Origin of the sequence: Bacillus cihuensis, assembly GCF_000504145.1 — a bacterium.
Classification (GTDB): Bacteria; Bacillota; Bacilli; order Bacillales; family DSM-1321; genus Peribacillus; species Peribacillus huizhouensis.
Genome location: NZ_KI632495.1, coordinates 1,873,923 through 1,892,621 on the forward strand (window position 1 = coordinate 1,873,923; position 18,699 = coordinate 1,892,621).

Sequence of the window (18,699 nt, forward strand, 5' to 3'; positions counted from 1 at the left end):
TGTTTTCTCCCCCTCTTTTTAATGTGTTGTCGTATAGTCGCGTTTACGAGGTGCAATTAACGAAACATCAATATCTTCGTAATAGAATTCAGGAGCTGAATTTGGTCCAGTAAACTTAGCCATTGTTGTTTTCATGAATTCTTCATCGTTACGTTCCGGGAAGTCCGGTTTATAATGAGCTCCGCGACTTTCGTTACGATTAAGAGCACCTATTGTAATGACGCGAGCTAATTGGAGCATGTTTTGTAATTGTCTCGTGAAAGAAGCTCCTTGGTTGCTCCATTTTGCTGTATCTAGGATATTAATGTTTTTATACCGTTCCATTAACTCGAGAATCTTCGCATCTGTTGCTTGTAATCGATCGTTATGACGTACTACAGTTACGTTATTTGTCATCCATTCGCCAAGCTCTTTGTGTATAACATAGGCATTTTCTGTTCCATTAAGCGACATAATGCCATCCCATTTTTCTTGTTCTTGCTTCACATAACCATCGAATAAAGAAGATGGTAGAGATTCGCTTGTTTTCTCAAGACCAGAAATATATTTAACAGCATTTGGCCCTGCTACCATTCCACCGTAAATAGCGGAAAGAAGAGAGTTAGCACCTAGACGGTTGCCACCATGCTGTGAATAATCACACTCACCTGCAGCGAATAAGCCTTTAATATTGGTCATTTGATCATAATCTACCCATAGTCCGCCCATTGAATAGTGAACAGCCGGGAAGATTTTCATTGGCACTTTACGTGGATCTTCACCCATGAATTTTTCATAGATTTCAATGATTCCACCAAGTTTAATATCCAATTCTTTCGGATCTTTATGAGAGAGATCCAGATAAACCATGTTTTCGCCATTAATACCGAGCTTCATGTTTACGCACACATCGAAAATCTCACGCGTTGCAATATCACGCGGTACAAGGTTTCCGTATGCCGGATATTTCTCTTCTAAGAAATACCACGGTTTTCCATCTTTATACGTCCAAACGCGTCCGCCTTCTCCACGAGCTGATTCTGACATTAATCGAAGTTTATCATCTCCAGGTAGTGCAGTTGGATGGATTTGAATGAATTCTCCATTCGAATAAATCGCGCCTTGTTGATAAACAATAGAAGCCGCTGATCCTGTATTGATCATTGAATTCGTTGATTTACCAAAGATGATCCCTGGTCCACCGGTTGCCATAATGACAGCATCGCCTGGGAACGCTTTTATTTCCATTGTTTTTAAGTCTTGGCCAACAATCCCGCGCGCTACTTGTTCTTCGTCTATAACAGCCCCGAGGAATTCCCAGCCTTCATATTTCGTAACAAGTCCTTCTACCTCATAGCGACGAACTTGTTCGTCTAATGCATATAGCAATTGCTGTCCGGTTGTCGCCCCAGCAAATGCTGTACGGTGATGCTGTGTTCCACCGAAGCGACGGAAATCTAGTAAACCTTCAGGTGTACGGTTGAACATAACACCCATCCGGTCGAACATATGAATAATTGATGGTGCCGCTTCACACATTGCTTTAACTGGCGGTTGGTTCGCTAAGAAATCGCCGCCGTAAACCGTATCATCAAAGTGAATCAATGGGGAGTCCCCTTCACCTTTTGTATTTACCGCTCCATTTATGCCACCTTGAGCACAAACAGAGTGCGAGCGTTTAACAGGAACTAAAGAGAATAAATCTACCTGTTGTCCATGCTCAGCCGCTTTAATCGTAGCCATTAATCCAGCTAGACCTCCACCGACGACAATAATTTTACCTTTACCCATTATTGCTCACTCCCTCATATCCGTTCAAAACTTGTTAGCTTGCACTGATTGATTCTAACCCCTTATACGAAAGCAAAAATTGCACGTAGCCCAATATAGCTAAGGACTAGGAATATTACCAACGTTATATAAGTCATGACCTTTTGCGATTTAGGTGAAACGGTTAACCCCCAGCTTACTGAGAATGACCAAAGACCATTAGCGAAATGGAAAACAGTTGAAATAAGACCTACAATATAAAAAGCAATCATGAATGGGCTTGAAAAAATCGTTGCCATCATGTCAAAGTTTACTTCAGCGCCAAGTGCCGCTTGAATTCTTGTTGTATACACATGCCAAATAAGAAAGATTAACGTTATAATTCCTGATGCCCTCTGTAAAAAGAACATCCAGTTACGGAAAAAACTAAATCTCCCTAAATTGTTTTTAGCTGTAAAGGCGATGTAAATCCCATAAACAGCATGGAAAATCAACGGTAAATAAATGACAACAAATTCTACGACAATCTTGATCGGCGTGAATTCAATTAAGTGAACCGCTGCATTGAAGGTGTCCGCTCCTTTTGTTGCCATATAGTTGACTGTTAAATGAAAGATTAAAAACAGTCCAATCGGAACTACCCCAAGAAGTGAATGAAGCCTACGATTCCCAAACTCTCGATTTTGCGCCACAAAGTGCCCCCCCTTAATTTGTGAAAACTCTCGCAAAGATAAATTCAATTCTCCCTTACCCCTGCATTTACTAAATGTATGAAACTATTTAACAATCCTCTGACATGTCCATTTTACCCCTGTCTGATAATTGCGTCAAGAAAACGGATACAAGATTTCTTTTTTTAAAATAGAATTATTTTACTAGTCTAAAGCGAATTAAATTAGTAACTAAAAATAGTATGTTACCTTATTCCCTTAAGAAAAATCCCAGAAAACGTCATTTATCCAACAATTTAATTTAGGATTTTGCTATAAAAAATTAATGCTTCAATTCTTAAAACGTATATAATAGTTGTATAGAAAGTGGGGAATACGATGGAAAAAGATGCTCAGGCTCTACAAGAAATATCTGACAATACTGAAATGAATATCCCGATTTTTGGCTATGAATTAATTAGAGAAATATTATTAAATGATATTTTAGGCAAAGATTCTCCCCATGTTCTATATTGGGCTGGAAAACAGTTGGCAAGGAAATTTCCGCTTCACAACATAGATGAAATCATTGACTTTTTCTCTAGTGCCGGCTGGGGGGACTTGACATTTGTCAAACAATCTAAAGATGAACTTGAAATGGCATTAACCGGTATAATGGTTGAAAGACGGTTTAAATTGAACACGGAGTGTCACTTTCAACTAGAGACTGGATTTCTCGCTGAACAAATCAGCCTCCAAAAAAAGTTCACAGCAGAAGGCGCTGAAGAATCGAAACGGCGTGCTGGAAGAGTGACGATATTGGTAAAATTAGATTTAAAAGACCCGATTGAGTAGATAAGAAGAAAAGAGGATCGTTAGGCCATGCTTTGCATAGGTTTAACGATCCTCTACTCATTTTTTACGCTCTAACTACTACTCTTTCATCAAGCTGAAATTTGACATGCAATGTCTCAACAGCCCGCACCATCTCTTTGTCTGGGATGACTGTAGAAACTTTGATTTCAGAAGTACTAACCATTTTCACTTGGATGCCTGCATCGGCAAGAATCGCAAACATTTCCGCCGCAACTCCTGGATTAGAAACCATTCCAGAACCGACGATACTCACTTTCGCTAAATCACTTTCCGTTTCGATTCTTTCAAACTGTAATTCTTTTTTATTGCTTTCTAAAACATTTAACACTTCACTTACGTCTTTTGTTTTAATGGAGAATGTTAAATTCGTCGTACCTGTATCTGTTATGCTTTGGATAATGATGTCTACATTTAAGTGCTGCTTTGCAAGTGTTGTGAAAATGGTAGATAATGAAGTTAACCTTCCAGTCAGTCCAAAAATGCTTACCCTTGTAATACTGTCTTCAAATGCGATCCCTCTAACAATTAAATTCTCTTCCATCGTGACTTCCTCCTCAATGATTGTTCCTTGTTCTTGTTCTATGCTTGATCGTACGACTAGTGGTATTCCATAATTTTTCGCAAATTCTACGGCTCGTGGGTGAAGGACGCCCGCCCCAAGGTTCGCTAATTCAAGCATTTCATCATAAGAGATCGATTGTAATTTCCTAGCTGATTTTACATAACGAGGATCTGTTGTGAACACACCAGTTACATCTGTATAGATATCACAGCGATCTGCTTTTAAAGCTGCAGCTAGTGCAACAGCGGTCGTATCGGAACCACCGCGACCTAATGTCATAATTTCACCGATCGCATCAATTCCTTGGAAGCCCGCTACGACTACGATTTTCCCGGCCGATAGCTGTTCTTGAACCCGGTTCGTATCAATATCCAATATTCGTGCATTCCCATGAATCGATTCAGCTTTAATCCCAGCTTGCCAGCCCGTATAAGAAATGGCATCATACCCCTGTTCAAGTAAAGCCATCGTAAGAAATGAAATCGTTACTTGTTCTCCTGTTGATAACAGCATATCCATTTCCCGTTTGCTCGGAGTACTGCTGATTTCATTCGCCATCGTTACGAGCTCATCAGTCGTTTTACCCATTGCCGACACAACGACAACAACCTCATTCCCCAAAGCTGCTTCTTCAATGACACGCGTTGCTATATGTTTGATTTTTTCAATATTTCCTACTGATGTACCGCCAAATTTCTGTACGATTAATCCCACTTTGTTACACCCTTTCCAGCTGTTTTTTCCCAACAAAAAAAGCAATGAGAATTATCTCATTGCTGTGGTAACGTATCCTAGACATACGAATATCACAGTGAGATAGCCCTCCAGAACAAAATCGCTCTGACAATCTGCCATTTATTCAATGTCAGACCAGCTAATCAAGCTATGAGACTTGATTGCTTCGGCGACTTCCCCTTTCAAGACTTTTCACAGAAGCTCATCCTTCTCCAAGTCTTTACTAATGAAACTCGCACCTCTATCAACACTTTAAATAGTTAAAGGTCATATAAAATTATCTGTAGTATAGCACACCCAATTTCGAACAGCAAGATTATTCTTGCAATTTCTTCACAAGCTCCTCAGCAACAGGTCGTGGAATACCTGCTGCTTGTACTTCTTCTACCGTTGCTTCTCGCATTTTCTTTACCGAGCCAAAATGCTTCAAAAGTTGTTTTTTTCGTTTCTCGCCGATGCCATCAATCTCATCAAGCATAGATTGAAAAGCATTTTTCCCACGCAGTTGACGGTGAAAACTGATGGCAAACCGATGCACTTCATCTTGAATCCGTTGCAACAGATAAAATTCCTGACTTCTATGGTCAAGCGGAACAATCTCAAGTGGATTGCCAATCATCAGTTCAGATGTTCGGTGCTTCTCATCTTTTACTAAACCTGAGAGCGGAATATCTAGACCGAGTTCATTTTCCAGAATATCTCTCACCGCTTCAACATGTCCTTTACCACCATCAATTATGATTAAATCTGGTAGCGGCAGTCCTTCTTTTAATACTCTTGAATAGCGGCGGCGAACTACCTCACGCATCGACTCGTAATCATCGGGGCCTTTAACCGTTTTAATCTTGTATTTACGGTATTCCTTTTTTTCAGGCTTGCCATCAATAAAAACGACAAGCGCAGAAACAGGATCCGTACCTTGAATATTTGAATTATCGAACGCTTCGATTCTGTGTGGTGTATAAACACCTAGTTTTTGACCTAGCGTCTCTACTGCTTTAATCGTGCGCTCCTCATCCCGATCAATCAAAGCGAATTTTTCCAAAAGCGCAATGCTCGCATTTTTATTAGCAAGTTTAAGCAGCTCTCTCTTTTGACCAATTTTTGGATTAATAATTTTAACTTGTAATAATTGCTCAGCTAATTGTAAGTCGACTGTTTCAGGCAGAAAAATTTCTTTTGGCTTGAAATGATTTGCCTTTGAATAAAATTGCCCTAAATAGGTTAACAATTCTTGATCGGGTTCATCATAAATCGGAAATAACGAGACATCACGTTCAATCAATTTACCTTGACGAACAAAGAATACTTGGACACACATCCAGCCTTTATCATATGCATAGCCAAACACATCACGGTCGGTATAGTCATTGGACATCATTTTTTGCTTTTCCATCGTCACTTCTATATGGGCAATTTTATCTCGATATTCTTTAGCTCGTTCAAAATCTAGTGCTTCAGCTGCCTCATGCATTTGAACAGACAACTCATTTTTAATTTCTTTATAACCGCCATTTAAAAATCGTGTAATTTCATTCATCATCGTTTTGTATTCTTCCTGTGGCACCTCTTTCACACACGGTGCGAGACATTGGCCAAGGTGATAGTATAAGCACACACGATCAGGCAATGTATTACATTTTCTAAGCGGATATATTCGGTCAAGGAGCTTTTTCGTTTCATTAGCCGCAATGACATTCGGATAAGGACCGAAATATTTACCTTGATCTTTTTTCACTTTTCTTGTGATAATTAAGCGCGGATGACGTTCATTCGTCAGTTTGATGAACGGATACGTTTTATCGTCCTTCAACATGATATTATATTTTGGGTCATGTTTTTTGATTAAGTTTAATTCCAATATAAGCGCTTCGATATCTGATGATGTGACAATATATTCGAAGTCTTCAATTTCATTGACGAGTCTTAGCGTTTTGCCGTCATGGGTGCCGGTAAAATACGATCGAACCCGATTTTTCAGCACTTTTGCTTTGCCGACATATATAATGGTTCCCTGGCGATCTTTCATCAAGTAACAGCCGGGCTGATCAGGAAGCAGGGCAAGCTTGTCCTTCATTCTCTGATTCATGTCAAACCTCCCAACCAATCAATCTGTATAAAGTGAAACTTCAATCAGTGGGGCTTTTCTTCTTCCCACTGATTGGTAGTCCCGTTCTAGTGTCGCTAATTTCTCCGTTCCACTTCGATAAAGCGGGATAAAAATATATAAAAGAAAAAACTCCAAGCCATAGACTTGAAGTTTCTTAATGATAAAAGAATTACACGTGTTTCGCAAGAAGTTCTGATAATGCTTCTTTCGGTTGGAATCCAACCACTTTGTCAACAACTTCTCCATCTTTTAACACGATCAAAGTCGGGATGCTCATTACGCCGAATTTTCCAGCAGTTTCTTGGTTTTCGTCTACATCCACTTTTACGATTTTCACTTTGTCACCCATATCGCCATCAAGTTCTTCTAGAACAGGAGCGATCATTTTACAAGGTCCGCACCATGGAGCCCAGAAATCTGCAAGCACTAAGCCCTCGTTTGTATCATTTGTAAATGTTTGATCAGTTGAATGTACAATTGCCATTATATATACCTCCTAATAAATACTATATTTCTAAAAAACAGTATACCATTGATTATAGTATGCATACTATTATTTTGCTTCATTGCTAAGATACCCCTAGCTTACGTATCTATACGCAATCAGATTCGTAATAATACTTAAAATAGCATCATCAGATTGCAAAAATCAAGACATATGCTTTTAATAGATCAGATTAGCGTAAGGGGCAGGGTTCAGACCCCACTACAACATTATTTCGTTAATAGCGCGTAAAGGTTTCTTATCAACTGTGTATAGGATGTGAGGTCTGACCCTTTGACACTATTACATTTATTTTACGTATAAAGGAATTTATAAACAATGTATAAGGTGTGAGGTCTGACATTTTTAGGAGTTAATTTTAAGTTTCTTACATTCTTCAATAAGTAATGGAACGACTTCAAATAAGTCGCCGACGATACCGTAATCCGCAACCTTGAAGATGTTTGCTTCAGGGTCTTTGTTGATTGCAACAATCACTTTCGAGTTGGACATTCCCGCTAAATGTTGGATGGCTCCAGAGATACCGCAGGCAATATATAGATCAGGTGTGACAACTTTCCCTGTTTGCCCAATTTGGAGGGAATAATCGCAGTAGTCTGCATCACATGCACCTCGCGAAGCACCGACTGCTCCGCCAAGAACTTGGGCAAGCTCCTTTAATGGCTTGAAGCCTTCTGCACTTTTCACACCACGGCCACCAGCAATGACTACTTTCGCTTCTGAAAGATCGACACCGTCTGTAGCTTTTCTTACCACGTCTTGAATAATAGCGCGAAGGTCTTTAATCTCCACATGAAGTGAAGAAACATCCCCAGTACGGCTTTCGTCCTTCGCTAGCGGCTCAATATTATTCGGTCGGATCGTTGCAAAGATGACTCCATCTATGACAATTTTCTTCTCAAATGCTTTGCCTGAATAAATCGGACGAGTGAAGACAAGATTTCCTCCAGCTTCTTCAATAGAAGTGACATCAGAAATAAGTCCAGAATTCAATTTACTAGCAATTCTTGGAGCCAGGTCTTTACCAAGAGCTGTATGACCGAAAATAATCCCTTCTGGGTTTTCCGCAGCAATGACCGCAAGAACTGCTTGCGCATAACCATCAGACGTATATTGAGCAAGTTTTGCATCTTCCACTGTCACGACACGGTCCGCACCATATTGAATGAATTCATTGCCCAATGTTTGGATGCTTTCTCCTACTAAAACGCCTACCACCTCACCACCATCTGCTGCTAATTTAGCAGCGCCGATTGCTTCAAATGATACATTTCTTAAATTGCCATCACGCGCTTCACCTAATACAAGGATTTTTCTAGCCATTAATATAAACCTCCTGTAAGCCATTTATTGTTTGAATCGGGATTGTCGGTTTGATCGAACTGGACAAAAACTAAATCACTTTCGCTTCTGAGCGCAGGAGTTGTACTAGTGCTTTAACTTGCTCGTTTAGATCACCGCTCAGTACTTTTCCTGCTTCTTTTTTAGGTGGCAGGAAGATTTCAATCGTTTTTGTTTTTGCTGCTACATCGTCTTCTACAAGTTCCAAATCATCCAATTCTAATTCTTCAAACGGCTTCTTCTTTGCTTTCATGATACCTGGAAGAGATGGATAACGTGGCTCATTCAATCCTTGCTGAGCAGTCACTAATAATGGTAAAGTCGTTTCAATGATTTCTGCGTCGCCTTCCACATCACGGGTAACGCTTACATTTTTACCATTTATTTTCAGCTGAGTTATTGTTGTAATATAAGGAATGCTCAATAGTTCTGCTACTCGTGGACCAACTTGACCAGAGCCTCCATCTATTGCAACGTTTCCAGCGATCATTAAATCAGGATCTTTATCTTTTAAATATTCACTAATAATTTTTGCAGTTGTGAATTGATCGCCATATTCTACATCTTCTTCAATATTGATTAAAACCGCTTTATCAGCGCCCATCGCAAGTGCTGTACGTAGCTGCTTCTCTGCTAATTCATTCCCTACAGAAACAACGGTTACTACCCCACCATGTGTATCACGTACTTGAATCGCTTCTTCTACTGCATACTCATCGTACGGGTTAATGATGAATTCCGCCCCGTCATCATTGATTTTTCCATTCACTAATGTAATTTTTTCTTCTGTATCAAACGTTCTTTTCAGTAATACATAAATATTCAAAGGAACCCCTCCTATTATTTTAAAAATTAAGACTATTTTAAACGTAGTTCAAAAAGGTCGAATACTTTTTTCTCCGCCTTTTTGAACAAACACAACCAGAAAAATCTGTTACTTGCCTTTAAAAACAGCCTCTCTTTTCTCAATAAAAGCGCTTATTCCTTCTTTGGCATCTTCTGAAACAAAAATCGTGCCAAAGCTTTTCGCTTCGTTTTCAATGCCTTTATAAAAACTCTCTGGCTTGGCATCATTTACAAGGTCAATCGCCGCTTTCAATGCTAGCGGGCTTTTCTTCGCCACTTTCTCTGCCAATTCTTTTGCTTTAATCAAAAGCTCTTCATCTACATAAGCATGGTTTGCTAACCCATATCGAACAGCTTCAATACCTGTAATCGGTTCACTTGTAAACAGCATTTCAAAAGCTTTTGCCCCCCCCACATAACGGGTTAGGCGCTGGGTGCCACCGAATCCAGGTACAAGTCCAAGCTGAAGCTCTGGTAAGCCAAGCTTTGCATTTTCCGTCACTAAACGGATATGACAGGCCATCGCTAGCTCCAATCCTCCGCCAAGAGCTGCGCCATGAATGGCAGCAATAACTGGTTTGGGATATCGTTCAATCTTCTCAAATACGTCTTGACCATTTCGAGAAAGTTCCGTGAAGGCTTCACCACTACTTATACTTGTAAACTCTTTAATATCAGCCCCAGCCGAGAAAAATCTTCCTTCTCCGTGGATCAGCACGCAGCGAACTGCTTCATTTGCTTCCAACTCATCAAACAGGTGGGAAATTTCCTTGATGAGACTTGATGAAAGTGCATTAGCAGGTGCTCTTTGAATGGTAACGAGAGCAACGTGATTTTCGATTGTATGGCTTAAAAATGCCATGTTCTTTCCCTCCCTAAACATATAAATAACTATGTAAAAAATTTAACATGTATCGTGTAAGATCCTCGTTAAAAACACTACCATTTACCATGAGGGATTAATCAAGTACACCGCTACACTTACCTAATCACAATGGTGGCGGTGCGGAGCCTTATTTCGGTGTGTTTTTCAATAATAAAGGTACATCTACTAAGCAGATTGGCTATATTATTAAGTCGCGAAGACCCGCCCCATGTCCTTATACGAAAGCATGCTATATTTTAGCGCCACAACCCCCAAGTAATAGCTGATGGACCGATTCTGCCAGATCTGGCAAGGAATACTTCTGATCATTCATGACCCATGATGTTGCCGTTTCATCAATCGTTCCAAAAACCATTTGCCTTGTTAGTCTGACGTCCAAATTCGACTGAAACTCACCGTTCTCTTTTCCTTCAAGAATGATCGTGTCAACGATCTGTAAGTAATCTCGTAACACATCATTAATCCTCTCTCGAAGTTCAAGATTGGACTGCCGTAATTCAAGCTGGGTGACGATAGCCAAGTTCGCATCACTTGCAAGAATTTGAAAATGTTTTCTGATCATTACAAGTAACTTCTCCGCTGCACTCATCGTTTCCTTTATTTCTTCTTCAATTTGTTCCACAAAATAGCCCATTTTTTCATGGAATAAAGAAATTAATATGTCTTCTTTATTTTTAAAATAAAGGTAAATGGTGCCATCAGCGACACCTGCTTGTTTAGCAATTTTTGAAACTTGAGCTTGGTGATAGCCATTTTGTGCAATTACAACTACAGCTGCATCTATGATTTGTTTATACTTTGGTTTATTTCGATTCACTGAACTTCTCCTTAGCTCTTAAAATATGAATGAATAACCATTCATATTTTTCATACTAGAGTGAATCTCCTCGGCTGTCAAGGAAAAATCAAAACACTGCTCCATGCTTTATGTTTGTTACGAAAAAAACAAGTTTCAAGCAAAGGATCAGACCCCGCAACAACTAAATACAGTATATGATAATATGGGACACTATACACTGATTAGAGTGCGAGGTCAGACCACTCGATTTTTCATACTTCAAAGGCTAAGCCGGAGCAATTCTTTATGCTTCCTTATGGTCATCTTCACTCCACTTCTTCTTTTCTTCTTCAATAAGGGCCCGGCGCAAAATTTTACCTACTGCCGTTTTAGGTAATTCTTTGCGAAATTCATATACGTGAGGTACTTTGTATGCTGCAAGGTATTTTCTTGCGAATTCATCTAATTCCTTTTCCGTAACTAAAGCTCCTTCTTTCAAGACAATATAAGCCTTCACGGTTTCACCACGATATGGATCAGGGACACCCGCCACGACCAATTCTTGAATATCTTCATATTCATATAATACTTCTTCGATTTCACGTGGGTAAATGTTAAAGCCGCCTGCAATAATAACATCTTTTTTCCGATCGACTACATAAAAATAGCCCTTTTCATCCATATACCCAAGGTCACCTGTAAGGAGCCAACCATTTTTGAATACCGCTTCTGTTTCTTCTGGACGATTCCAATAGCCTTTCATCACTTGAGGTCCTTTAATAGCAATTTCACCGACTTCTCCTATCGGCACAGGGTCACCTGTTTCCAATGAAAGGATGGCAGCGTCTGTATCTGGCCACGGTAGCCCAATGCTTCCTTTAACACGTGGTTCATCCCAGATTAGATTAGCGTGGGTAACAGGAGAGGTTTCTGATAAACCATATCCTTCGACTAACTTTCCACCTGTGATTTTTTCAAACTGATCTTGGATTTCTACTGGCAATGCAGCCGAACCGCTAATGCATGCATCAATTGAAGATAAATCATACTTCAAAAGATCAGGATGGTTCAACAAGCCGATATAAATAGTTGGCGCTCCTGGAAACAGCGTCGGCTTTTCTTTATGAATTGTTTTAAGCGTTTTTTCGGCATTAAAATTCGGCATTAAAATCATTTTATAGCCTTGGACAACAGATAATAGCATGACTGTAGTCATCCCATACACATGGAAAAAAGGTAAAATGCCGAGCACTTTTTCTTTTCCTCGTATTCCTTTATACATCCACGCCTTACACATTTCCGTGTTCGCTAGCAAGTTTTTGTGCGTTAACATGACTCCTTTTGGCAAACCGGTTGTGCCTCCGGTATATTGCAAAAGAGCTAGATCATTGTCAAAATCAATGTCTACGGTTGATTCTTTTGGAACTGTAGTTTTCATTATTTCCTTTAATAAATGATGATTGTCGCTATGCTCTACTTGAACAACAAGTCCGTATTGTTTTTTCTGGATATATGGATAGATTAGATTTTTCGGGAAGGGTAAATAATCTTTAATGGTGGTTACAACGATGTGTTGAAGATCTGTACTTTTTGCAACGCTCGAAACTCGTGGGAAGAGAATGTCCAATGTTAACATAAATTTCGCTCCAGAATCATTCAGCTGATATGCAAGCTCACGCTCCATATAAAGTGGATTCGTTTGTACAACGATTCCACCTGCCATCAATGTGCCAAAGAAACCAATCACACTTTGCGGGCAGTTTGGCAGCATAATCGCTACTCGGTCTCCTTTTCTTAGCCCGATATCTATAAGATAGGTGGAAAATTTCAGAGCCGATTCGTAAAGTTCCTTATATGTCATTTCTTTCCCTTCAAAGTGAATCGCGATCGTATGGGAGAATTCTTCAGCAGATTGCTTTAAAAACGCGTGCAGTGGCTTTTCTGTGTATTCAAGTGACGTAGGAATAGAAGCAGGATACATATCTTGCCATGGCTGATTGTTCATCCAGTCCCTCCTTTATTTAAAACAGAAAATTCAAATTATTATCCTTTATTATAATATACAGGACAACGGGTCACAATTCCTTCCCTTTAAAAAAATACACGAAAAGAAAGTAGATATGCGACCGATCCTTTCATGAACATACTATGAGATGGATGTGAGATGTGCATGGATGTTTCATTTACAAAACAAAATAGTAGTTGAATCATGAAGGAAGACCTAAGTTGTAAATAAAGATTGACTTCTTAAAAAGATTCCTTTAGAGTGGATGTGCCAACTAAATATCCTCGTTAGGTGAGGCTCCTGTGTTGGAGATATGCTACTGCCCAAAAATGTCGAAAGACGCCAATGGGTCAACAGAAACCATCGACATAAGGTGGTTTTTAATGTAGCTGGCTATGTCCTATGCCACACAGTGCTAAAGCTCTACGAATGGAGGAATAGATTCTCTGCTATCTATTTTATCAAGCAGACAATGTACATATATAAACTGTGTATTACACCTTCATTTGTAATGGAGGTGTTTTTCATTTTGGCTCTTTTCGTAAAGATTGTTGTTTTTGCAAGAACAAATTCGCGAGATGCTGATTATTGTTGATATGCGAGACGCCTGCTTAGAGAAGCGTTTTGAAGCGCTGAGGAGGCTCCTGAGACCACCCGCGAAAAACGTAACGCAAATCAACCCAGCATAGTAGGGTAAATATTATTTAGGCTCTTTTGTAAAGATTGTTGTTTTTAGCAAGAAACCAATTCGAACAGATGTTGATTGTAGTGGGGGGCGAGACTCCTGCGGGAAAAGCGTGTTAAGGGAGACCCCGCAAGTGCAAAGCACTGAGGAGGCTTCTGAGACCGCCCGCGGAAAGCGAGTACCTGCAACGGAAATCAACCCGGGTTATTAGTATAAAAATGATTGAAAAGCAACAAATGAGACGAAAACAGCCTTTATTTTTCAAACGAGAATGTCAGTTTTCTAATTGGGAGGTGAGCAGGGATGGATAACGATTCTGATCCTTACCAGAAGCATAAAGTTCATAGAAATACAAAGAGTAAGGAAGATGCATATCAATCATCTGCTTACTTTTATTAGATCGCCCGAGGAGAACTATTTTTTGCTCCTCAATAAAGGAGTGGCAATAACGTTGATCAAAGACATGACAGAAGACCAAATAACTCTTCAAATCATAAAAGTTTTAAAAGAAGGAAAAAATAAAGATTTTCAAGCAATTTTAGAAGAACTTCAGCCATATGATATTGCACGTATTTTCGAAGGTCTGCCAGAAAAACACCATACACGTTTCTTATTGTTTCTGACGAAGGAACAAATCGCTGAACTCATTCAGGAACTGGAAAAAGTACATCAGTTAATCATTCTTACTAAATTAGGCATTGAAAAATCCGGTCAAGTTATGGATTTAATGGAAAATGATGATTTAGCTTCTTTGTTAGAGAATCTCTCTCCCGATAAAATTGAAGAACTTCTTTCAGGTATGGAACAAGAAGAATCTAAAATCGTTCAACATATCATGAACTATCCTCCGGAAACAGCGGGACGAATCATGACAAACCGGTTCGTGTGGATCAAACAACATTATACGGTTCGCGACTCTGTTGATAAACTGAAAATATTTGCTGAGTTTTCGGAAACAATTAACTATCTATATGTCATTAATGATGATAAAAAATTAGTAGGGGTTGTCTCCTACAGAGATTTAATCTTGAGTGATGAATATGAAAAAATTCAAGATATTATGTATAGCCGGGTAATCGCCGTTTCTGCTTCGGCTGACCAAGAAGAAGTCGCTCGTGTTATTGAGCGTTATGATTTTTTAGCCGTTCCTGTTGTAGAAAATAATCATGAGTTAGTCGGGATTGTAACGGTTGATGATATTATTGATGTTGTCATTAAGGAAGCAAACGAGGATATTGAAAAACTCTCGGCATCGGGTAAATCGATTGATTTTGACACAAAGGCACATGTAGCTGCATATCGCCGACTTCCCTGGCTTATTTTACTTTTATTTATTGGTTTGGTATCTGGAACAATTATTAGTAGTTTTGAAGAAACATTATCCAAAGTAGTGGCACTGGCCTTCTTTATGCCCATGATTGCTGGGATGACAGGTAATACAGGTACACAATCTTTAGCTGTTGTTGTAAGAGGACTAGCAACTAGTGATACAGATCGAGGAGTTGTCGCCAAACTTATTTTACGAGAACTAATCGTTGGATTAATCATCGGGATTACTTGCGGCATCTTAATTTCAATTATCGCTTATATTTGGCAAGGAAATCCGGTTCTTGGATTAGTCGTTGGCAGTTCATTAATTATGACGCTCATTATTGGGACTTTAGCTGGGACGATTGTTCCGCTCATCTTATATAAATTTAACATCGACCCTGCTGTAGCTTCTGGTCCACTCATTACGACACTAAATGATATATTATCGTTACTTATTTACTTTGGCATTGCCACCATGTTTATATCAAAATTGATGTAGAATTAAATCTTAACGAAGCTCATTTATCAAGATAAGGGTCAGACCCCACACTCTATACGCTGTTTATAGTGTTATTTACACGTCATATAAACAAAATATAGTAAAAGTGGGGGCTGACCCTTTTTTGGTAAGCTATTCTTTTTGAATTAACCTGCATTCACTACCATATAAATAATTCCAATGACAAGAAAGGTGCCGCAGCAAATAATTAAAATTTTTGCGAGTCTTTCCAACATTTCAACTTCTTCCCTTCTGCCTAAGGCTTATGAAATACCTGCTCCAATAACAAAGGACAAGCCGATGGAAATAATCATCGCTAGCAATCCGACTGCGCGATTGTCACGTTCAATTTCTTCATCGATTTTAAATCCTGGGGTTAAAAACTCGAAAATGAAATAACCAAGTAATAGCAGAACAAAACCGTAAACCCCCCAGCCAATCATCGTCAGTAAGGAGTCATTATGAATAATCGAGTGACGGAAGATGTTAGCTATTCCAAAAATTTTTCCACCTGTGGCCATCGCAACAGAAATATTGCCATTTTTAATTTCTTCCCAGTTTTTGTACTTCGTTACCAACTCAAATACGGCTAAAAATAAGACAATACATAAGATGACAACGCTAAAATAAGCAGTCGTATACACGTATTCGTTACCCCAGATTTTTTCCATTCAACTTCTCCTGATTCTTCATTATCTCGGTTTAACAGGTTGTAATACCCCCCACCTCAATTTTTGCGTAAGAATCAAGGAAAAAATAGGTGAGGGAAAATCACAGATGAAAATTTCACTTTATTTGAATTCGACAACCGTAACACCTGTTCCACCTTCACCCGCTTCACCAAAACGACTGCGTTTAACTGAACGATGGTTTTTCAAATATTCCTGAACCCCTTGTCTAAGCGCACCAGTTCCTTTTCCATGAATGATAGATACACGAGGATAGCCCGCAAGCAAAGCATCGTCAATATATTTTTCAACTCTTGATAAAGCATTTTCAAATCGTTCACCACGAAGATCGAGTTCTAGGCTTACGTGATAATCCTTGCCTTTTACGGTTGATAGCGGCTTTGCCATTTTTTCTGGCTTTGGCGCACCAATCAATTGAATATCAGTTTCGTCTACTTTCATTTTCATGATGCCAATTTGCACTTGCCATTCTGTATCGGAAACTTTCTCGATTGCCTGCCCTTTTTGCCCGAAAGAGATTACTTTCACTTCATCACCTGGCTGAATCGTTCTAGGTGCTTTTTTCACGATTGGCTTAGACGTTTTCTTAATAACCGGTGTTGCTTCCTCTAAACGTTTCCGCGCCTCGATCAATTCGTGTTCTTTAATCTCTGCGCTTTTCTCAAGGCGCATCTTTCGTAAATCGGCAATGATGGCTTCCGCTTCTTTTTTCGCTTGTTCAACCAAATCGGCTGCTTTTAGTGCCGCTTTCTCCATTATTGAATCTTTTTCTTGATGATACTCTAGCGTTTCTTTTTGCAACTCATTATGCAGTTTTTCTGCTTGCTTAAGATAATCGGCTGCTTCTCTTGCATCTTCTTCAGCTTGTCTTCGGCTTTCTTCTAAGGAGGCAATCATGCTCTCCACTTTATTCGTATCAGCGCCAATATGACTGCGTGCATGATTAATCACTGCTTCATCCAATCCAAGACGTTGTGAAATTTCAAATGCATTGCTTCGTCCGGGCACGCCGATTAATAGCTTATAAGTCGGTCTTAATGAATCCACATCAAACTCCACGCTTGCATTAATGACCCCATCATGGTCATAGCCATATGCTTTTAATTCTGGATAATGGGAAGTTGCGATAACTCTTGCCCCGCGCTTATATACTTCATCAAGAATCGAGATGGCAAGTGCCGCACCTTCCTGTGGATCGGTTCCAGAACCAAGTTCATCAAATAAGACAAGACTCTCATAATCAACATGCTTTAAAATTTCCACAATATTCACCATGTGAGAAGAAAACGTACTTAAGCTTTGTTCAATTGATTGTTCATCGCCAATATCCGCAAACACATGTTTGAAAACTGCGACTTCTGAGCCATCCAAAGCCGGAATTTGCAAACCGGCTTGAGCCATTAATGTACAAAGACCAATGGTTTTAATCGTTACCGTTTTCCCACCGGTATTCGGACCTGTAATGACGATCGTTGTAAATTCATCACCTAAATAAATATCGTTTGCAACTACTTCATCTGCTGGTATGAGCGGATGTTTCGCTTTTATTAGCTTGACTTTCCCTTGGCCATTTAAAGCTGGCTTCGAACCTTTGATTGCCTTCGCATAACGAGCTTTTGCAAAAATAAAATCGATTTGCGCGAGTACCTTTACATTGACGAGCAAATCATGTGTATGCTCGCCAACCGCTTGTGATAATTCCACAAGGATTCGCTCAATTTCAAGCTGTTCTTTCAATCTCGCTTCCTGAAGTACATTATTTAGCTCAACCACTACTTGTGGTTCAATGAATAACGTTTGCCCTGAAGATGACTGGTCATGGATGATTCCGCCGTAATGACTGCGATATTCTTGTTTCACCGGTATAACAAAACGGTCATTTCGAATCGTAATAATCGCATCAGAAAGCATTTTTTGCGCATTTGAAGAACGGATCATGCTTTCTAATTTTTCACGTACTCGACTTTCGTTTGTGCGCAGTTGATTGCGTATCGTTCTTAATTTATCACTAGCTGAATCTAAAACTTCACCATTCTCTCCGATGCAATAAGAAATTTGCTGTTGCAATTCTGGCATAGAAAGCAATGATTCCATATGACCATTTAAGTTTGGCAAACTAAATTCATTTTCAAGCAGTTCTTCAAAAAAACGCTCGAGAATTCTGCCTGCACGAAGGGTGCTGGCGATTTCCATCAATTCATGAGGGCTTAGCATCCCACCGATTTGTGCCCGTTTTGCATGTGGGCGAATATCAAATATGCCGCCAAGCGGGACATTCCCCTTCCGGCGGAGAACATTTGCTGCTTCATCCGTTTCTTCTTGCCAATTTGTCACCTCGGTAAGGTCTGTAGAAGGGGCTAGTTCAGCTGCCTTTTCTTTACCAATTGCAGAAGAAGCATATTTCAATAGTTGTTCTTTTATTTTATCAAATTCCAATGTTTTCAAAACTTTCGAATGCATGGAGTTGTAGTC

14 protein-coding genes and 2 riboswitches are annotated in these 18,699 nt (G+C 39.5%); of the genes, 2 read left to right on the top strand and 12 right to left on the bottom strand.

All coding sequences use genetic code 11. The features are described from left to right. Window positions 1–18 precede the first annotated feature (18 nt). Together sdhA and V179_RS0114785 are read right to left on the bottom strand one after the other, a co-directional pair. Window positions 19–1,770: a succinate dehydrogenase flavoprotein subunit gene (gene sdhA, locus V179_RS0114780; protein ID WP_028392155.1), complete on the bottom strand. Its 1,752-nt coding sequence runs from the start codon at window positions 1,768–1,770 to the stop codon at window positions 19–21. Window positions 1,771–1,832: 62 nt separating this feature from the next. Next, window positions 1,833–2,441: a succinate dehydrogenase cytochrome b558 subunit gene (locus V179_RS0114785; protein WP_028392156.1), complete on the bottom strand. Its 609-nt coding sequence runs from the start codon at window positions 2,439–2,441 to the stop codon at window positions 1,833–1,835. 357 nt (window positions 2,442–2,798) lie between these two features. On the opposite strand from V179_RS0114785, the gene V179_RS0114790 reads away from it, so the two are divergent. Then, complete coding sequence (locus V179_RS0114790) at window positions 2,799–3,254, top strand: YslB family protein (protein WP_028392157.1); 456 nt, start codon at window positions 2,799–2,801, stop codon at window positions 3,252–3,254. A gap of 64 nt (window positions 3,255–3,318) precedes the next feature. Here V179_RS0114790 and V179_RS0114795 read toward each other — a convergent pair whose 3' ends face one another. The 8 genes from V179_RS0114795 to V179_RS0114830 form a co-directional block, all read right to left on the bottom strand. Continuing rightward, window positions 3,319–4,551, bottom strand: coding sequence for an aspartate kinase (locus V179_RS0114795; RefSeq protein WP_028392158.1), 1,233 nt, complete (start codon window positions 4,549–4,551; stop codon window positions 3,319–3,321). A 95-nt stretch (window positions 4,552–4,646) separates the two neighbouring features. Then, window positions 4,647–4,824, bottom strand: a riboswitch (Lysine riboswitch). 64 nt (window positions 4,825–4,888) lie between these two features. Then, the gene (gene uvrC / locus V179_RS0114800; protein ID WP_028392159.1) at window positions 4,889–6,661 is read right to left on the bottom strand and encodes an excinuclease ABC subunit UvrC; all 1,773 of its coding nucleotides are present in this window, start codon (window positions 6,659–6,661) and stop codon (window positions 4,889–4,891) included. A gap of 190 nt (window positions 6,662–6,851) precedes the next feature. Continuing rightward, a complete protein-coding gene (trxA, locus tag V179_RS0114805; RefSeq protein WP_028392160.1) occupies window positions 6,852–7,166 on the bottom strand; it encodes a thioredoxin in 315 nt (104 codons plus the stop codon). Window positions 7,167–7,532: 366 nt separating this feature from the next. After that, complete coding sequence (locus tag V179_RS0114810) at window positions 7,533–8,510, bottom strand: electron transfer flavoprotein subunit alpha/FixB family protein (RefSeq protein WP_028392161.1); 978 nt, start codon at window positions 8,508–8,510, stop codon at window positions 7,533–7,535. Between the two features lie 70 nt (window positions 8,511–8,580). Next, window positions 8,581–9,354 carry an electron transfer flavoprotein subunit beta/FixA family protein gene (locus V179_RS0114815; protein ID WP_028392162.1) on the bottom strand — a complete coding sequence of 258 codons (774 nt, stop codon included), beginning with the start codon at window positions 9,352–9,354 and terminating at the stop codon, window positions 8,581–8,583. 108 nt (window positions 9,355–9,462) lie between these two features. Continuing rightward, a complete protein-coding gene (locus tag V179_RS0114820; RefSeq protein WP_028392163.1) occupies window positions 9,463–10,236 on the bottom strand; it encodes an enoyl-CoA hydratase in 774 nt (257 codons plus the stop codon). Between the two features lie 253 nt (window positions 10,237–10,489). Next, the gene (locus V179_RS0114825) at window positions 10,490–11,077 is read right to left on the bottom strand and encodes a TetR/AcrR family transcriptional regulator (RefSeq protein WP_028392164.1); all 588 of its coding nucleotides are present in this window, start codon (window positions 11,075–11,077) and stop codon (window positions 10,490–10,492) included. A gap of 265 nt (window positions 11,078–11,342) precedes the next feature. Beyond that, on the bottom strand, window positions 11,343–13,043 hold the full coding sequence (locus tag V179_RS0114830) for an AMP-binding protein (RefSeq protein WP_028392165.1): 1,701 nt from the start codon (window positions 13,041–13,043) through the stop codon (window positions 11,343–11,345). Window positions 13,044–13,319: 276 nt separating this feature from the next. Then, window positions 13,320–13,485, top strand: a riboswitch (M-box (ykoK) riboswitch). A 694-nt stretch (window positions 13,486–14,179) separates the two neighbouring features. Between V179_RS0114830 and mgtE the strand changes: the two genes are divergently transcribed. Further along, entirely contained in the window at window positions 14,180–15,538 is a 1,359-nt protein-coding gene (mgtE, locus tag V179_RS0114840; protein WP_028392166.1) for a magnesium transporter, read from the top strand. Window positions 15,539–15,801: 263 nt separating this feature from the next. Here mgtE and V179_RS0114845 read toward each other — a convergent pair whose 3' ends face one another. Next, window positions 15,802–16,209 (bottom strand): DUF350 domain-containing protein, encoded by a 408-nt coding sequence (locus V179_RS0114845; protein WP_028392167.1) that lies wholly within the window; start codon window positions 16,207–16,209, stop codon window positions 15,802–15,804. Window positions 16,210–16,329: 120 nt separating this feature from the next. Next, complete coding sequence (locus tag V179_RS0114850; protein ID WP_028392168.1) at window positions 16,330–18,687, bottom strand: endonuclease MutS2; 2,358 nt, start codon at window positions 18,685–18,687, stop codon at window positions 16,330–16,332. Between the last annotated feature and the right edge of the window lie 12 nt (window positions 18,688–18,699).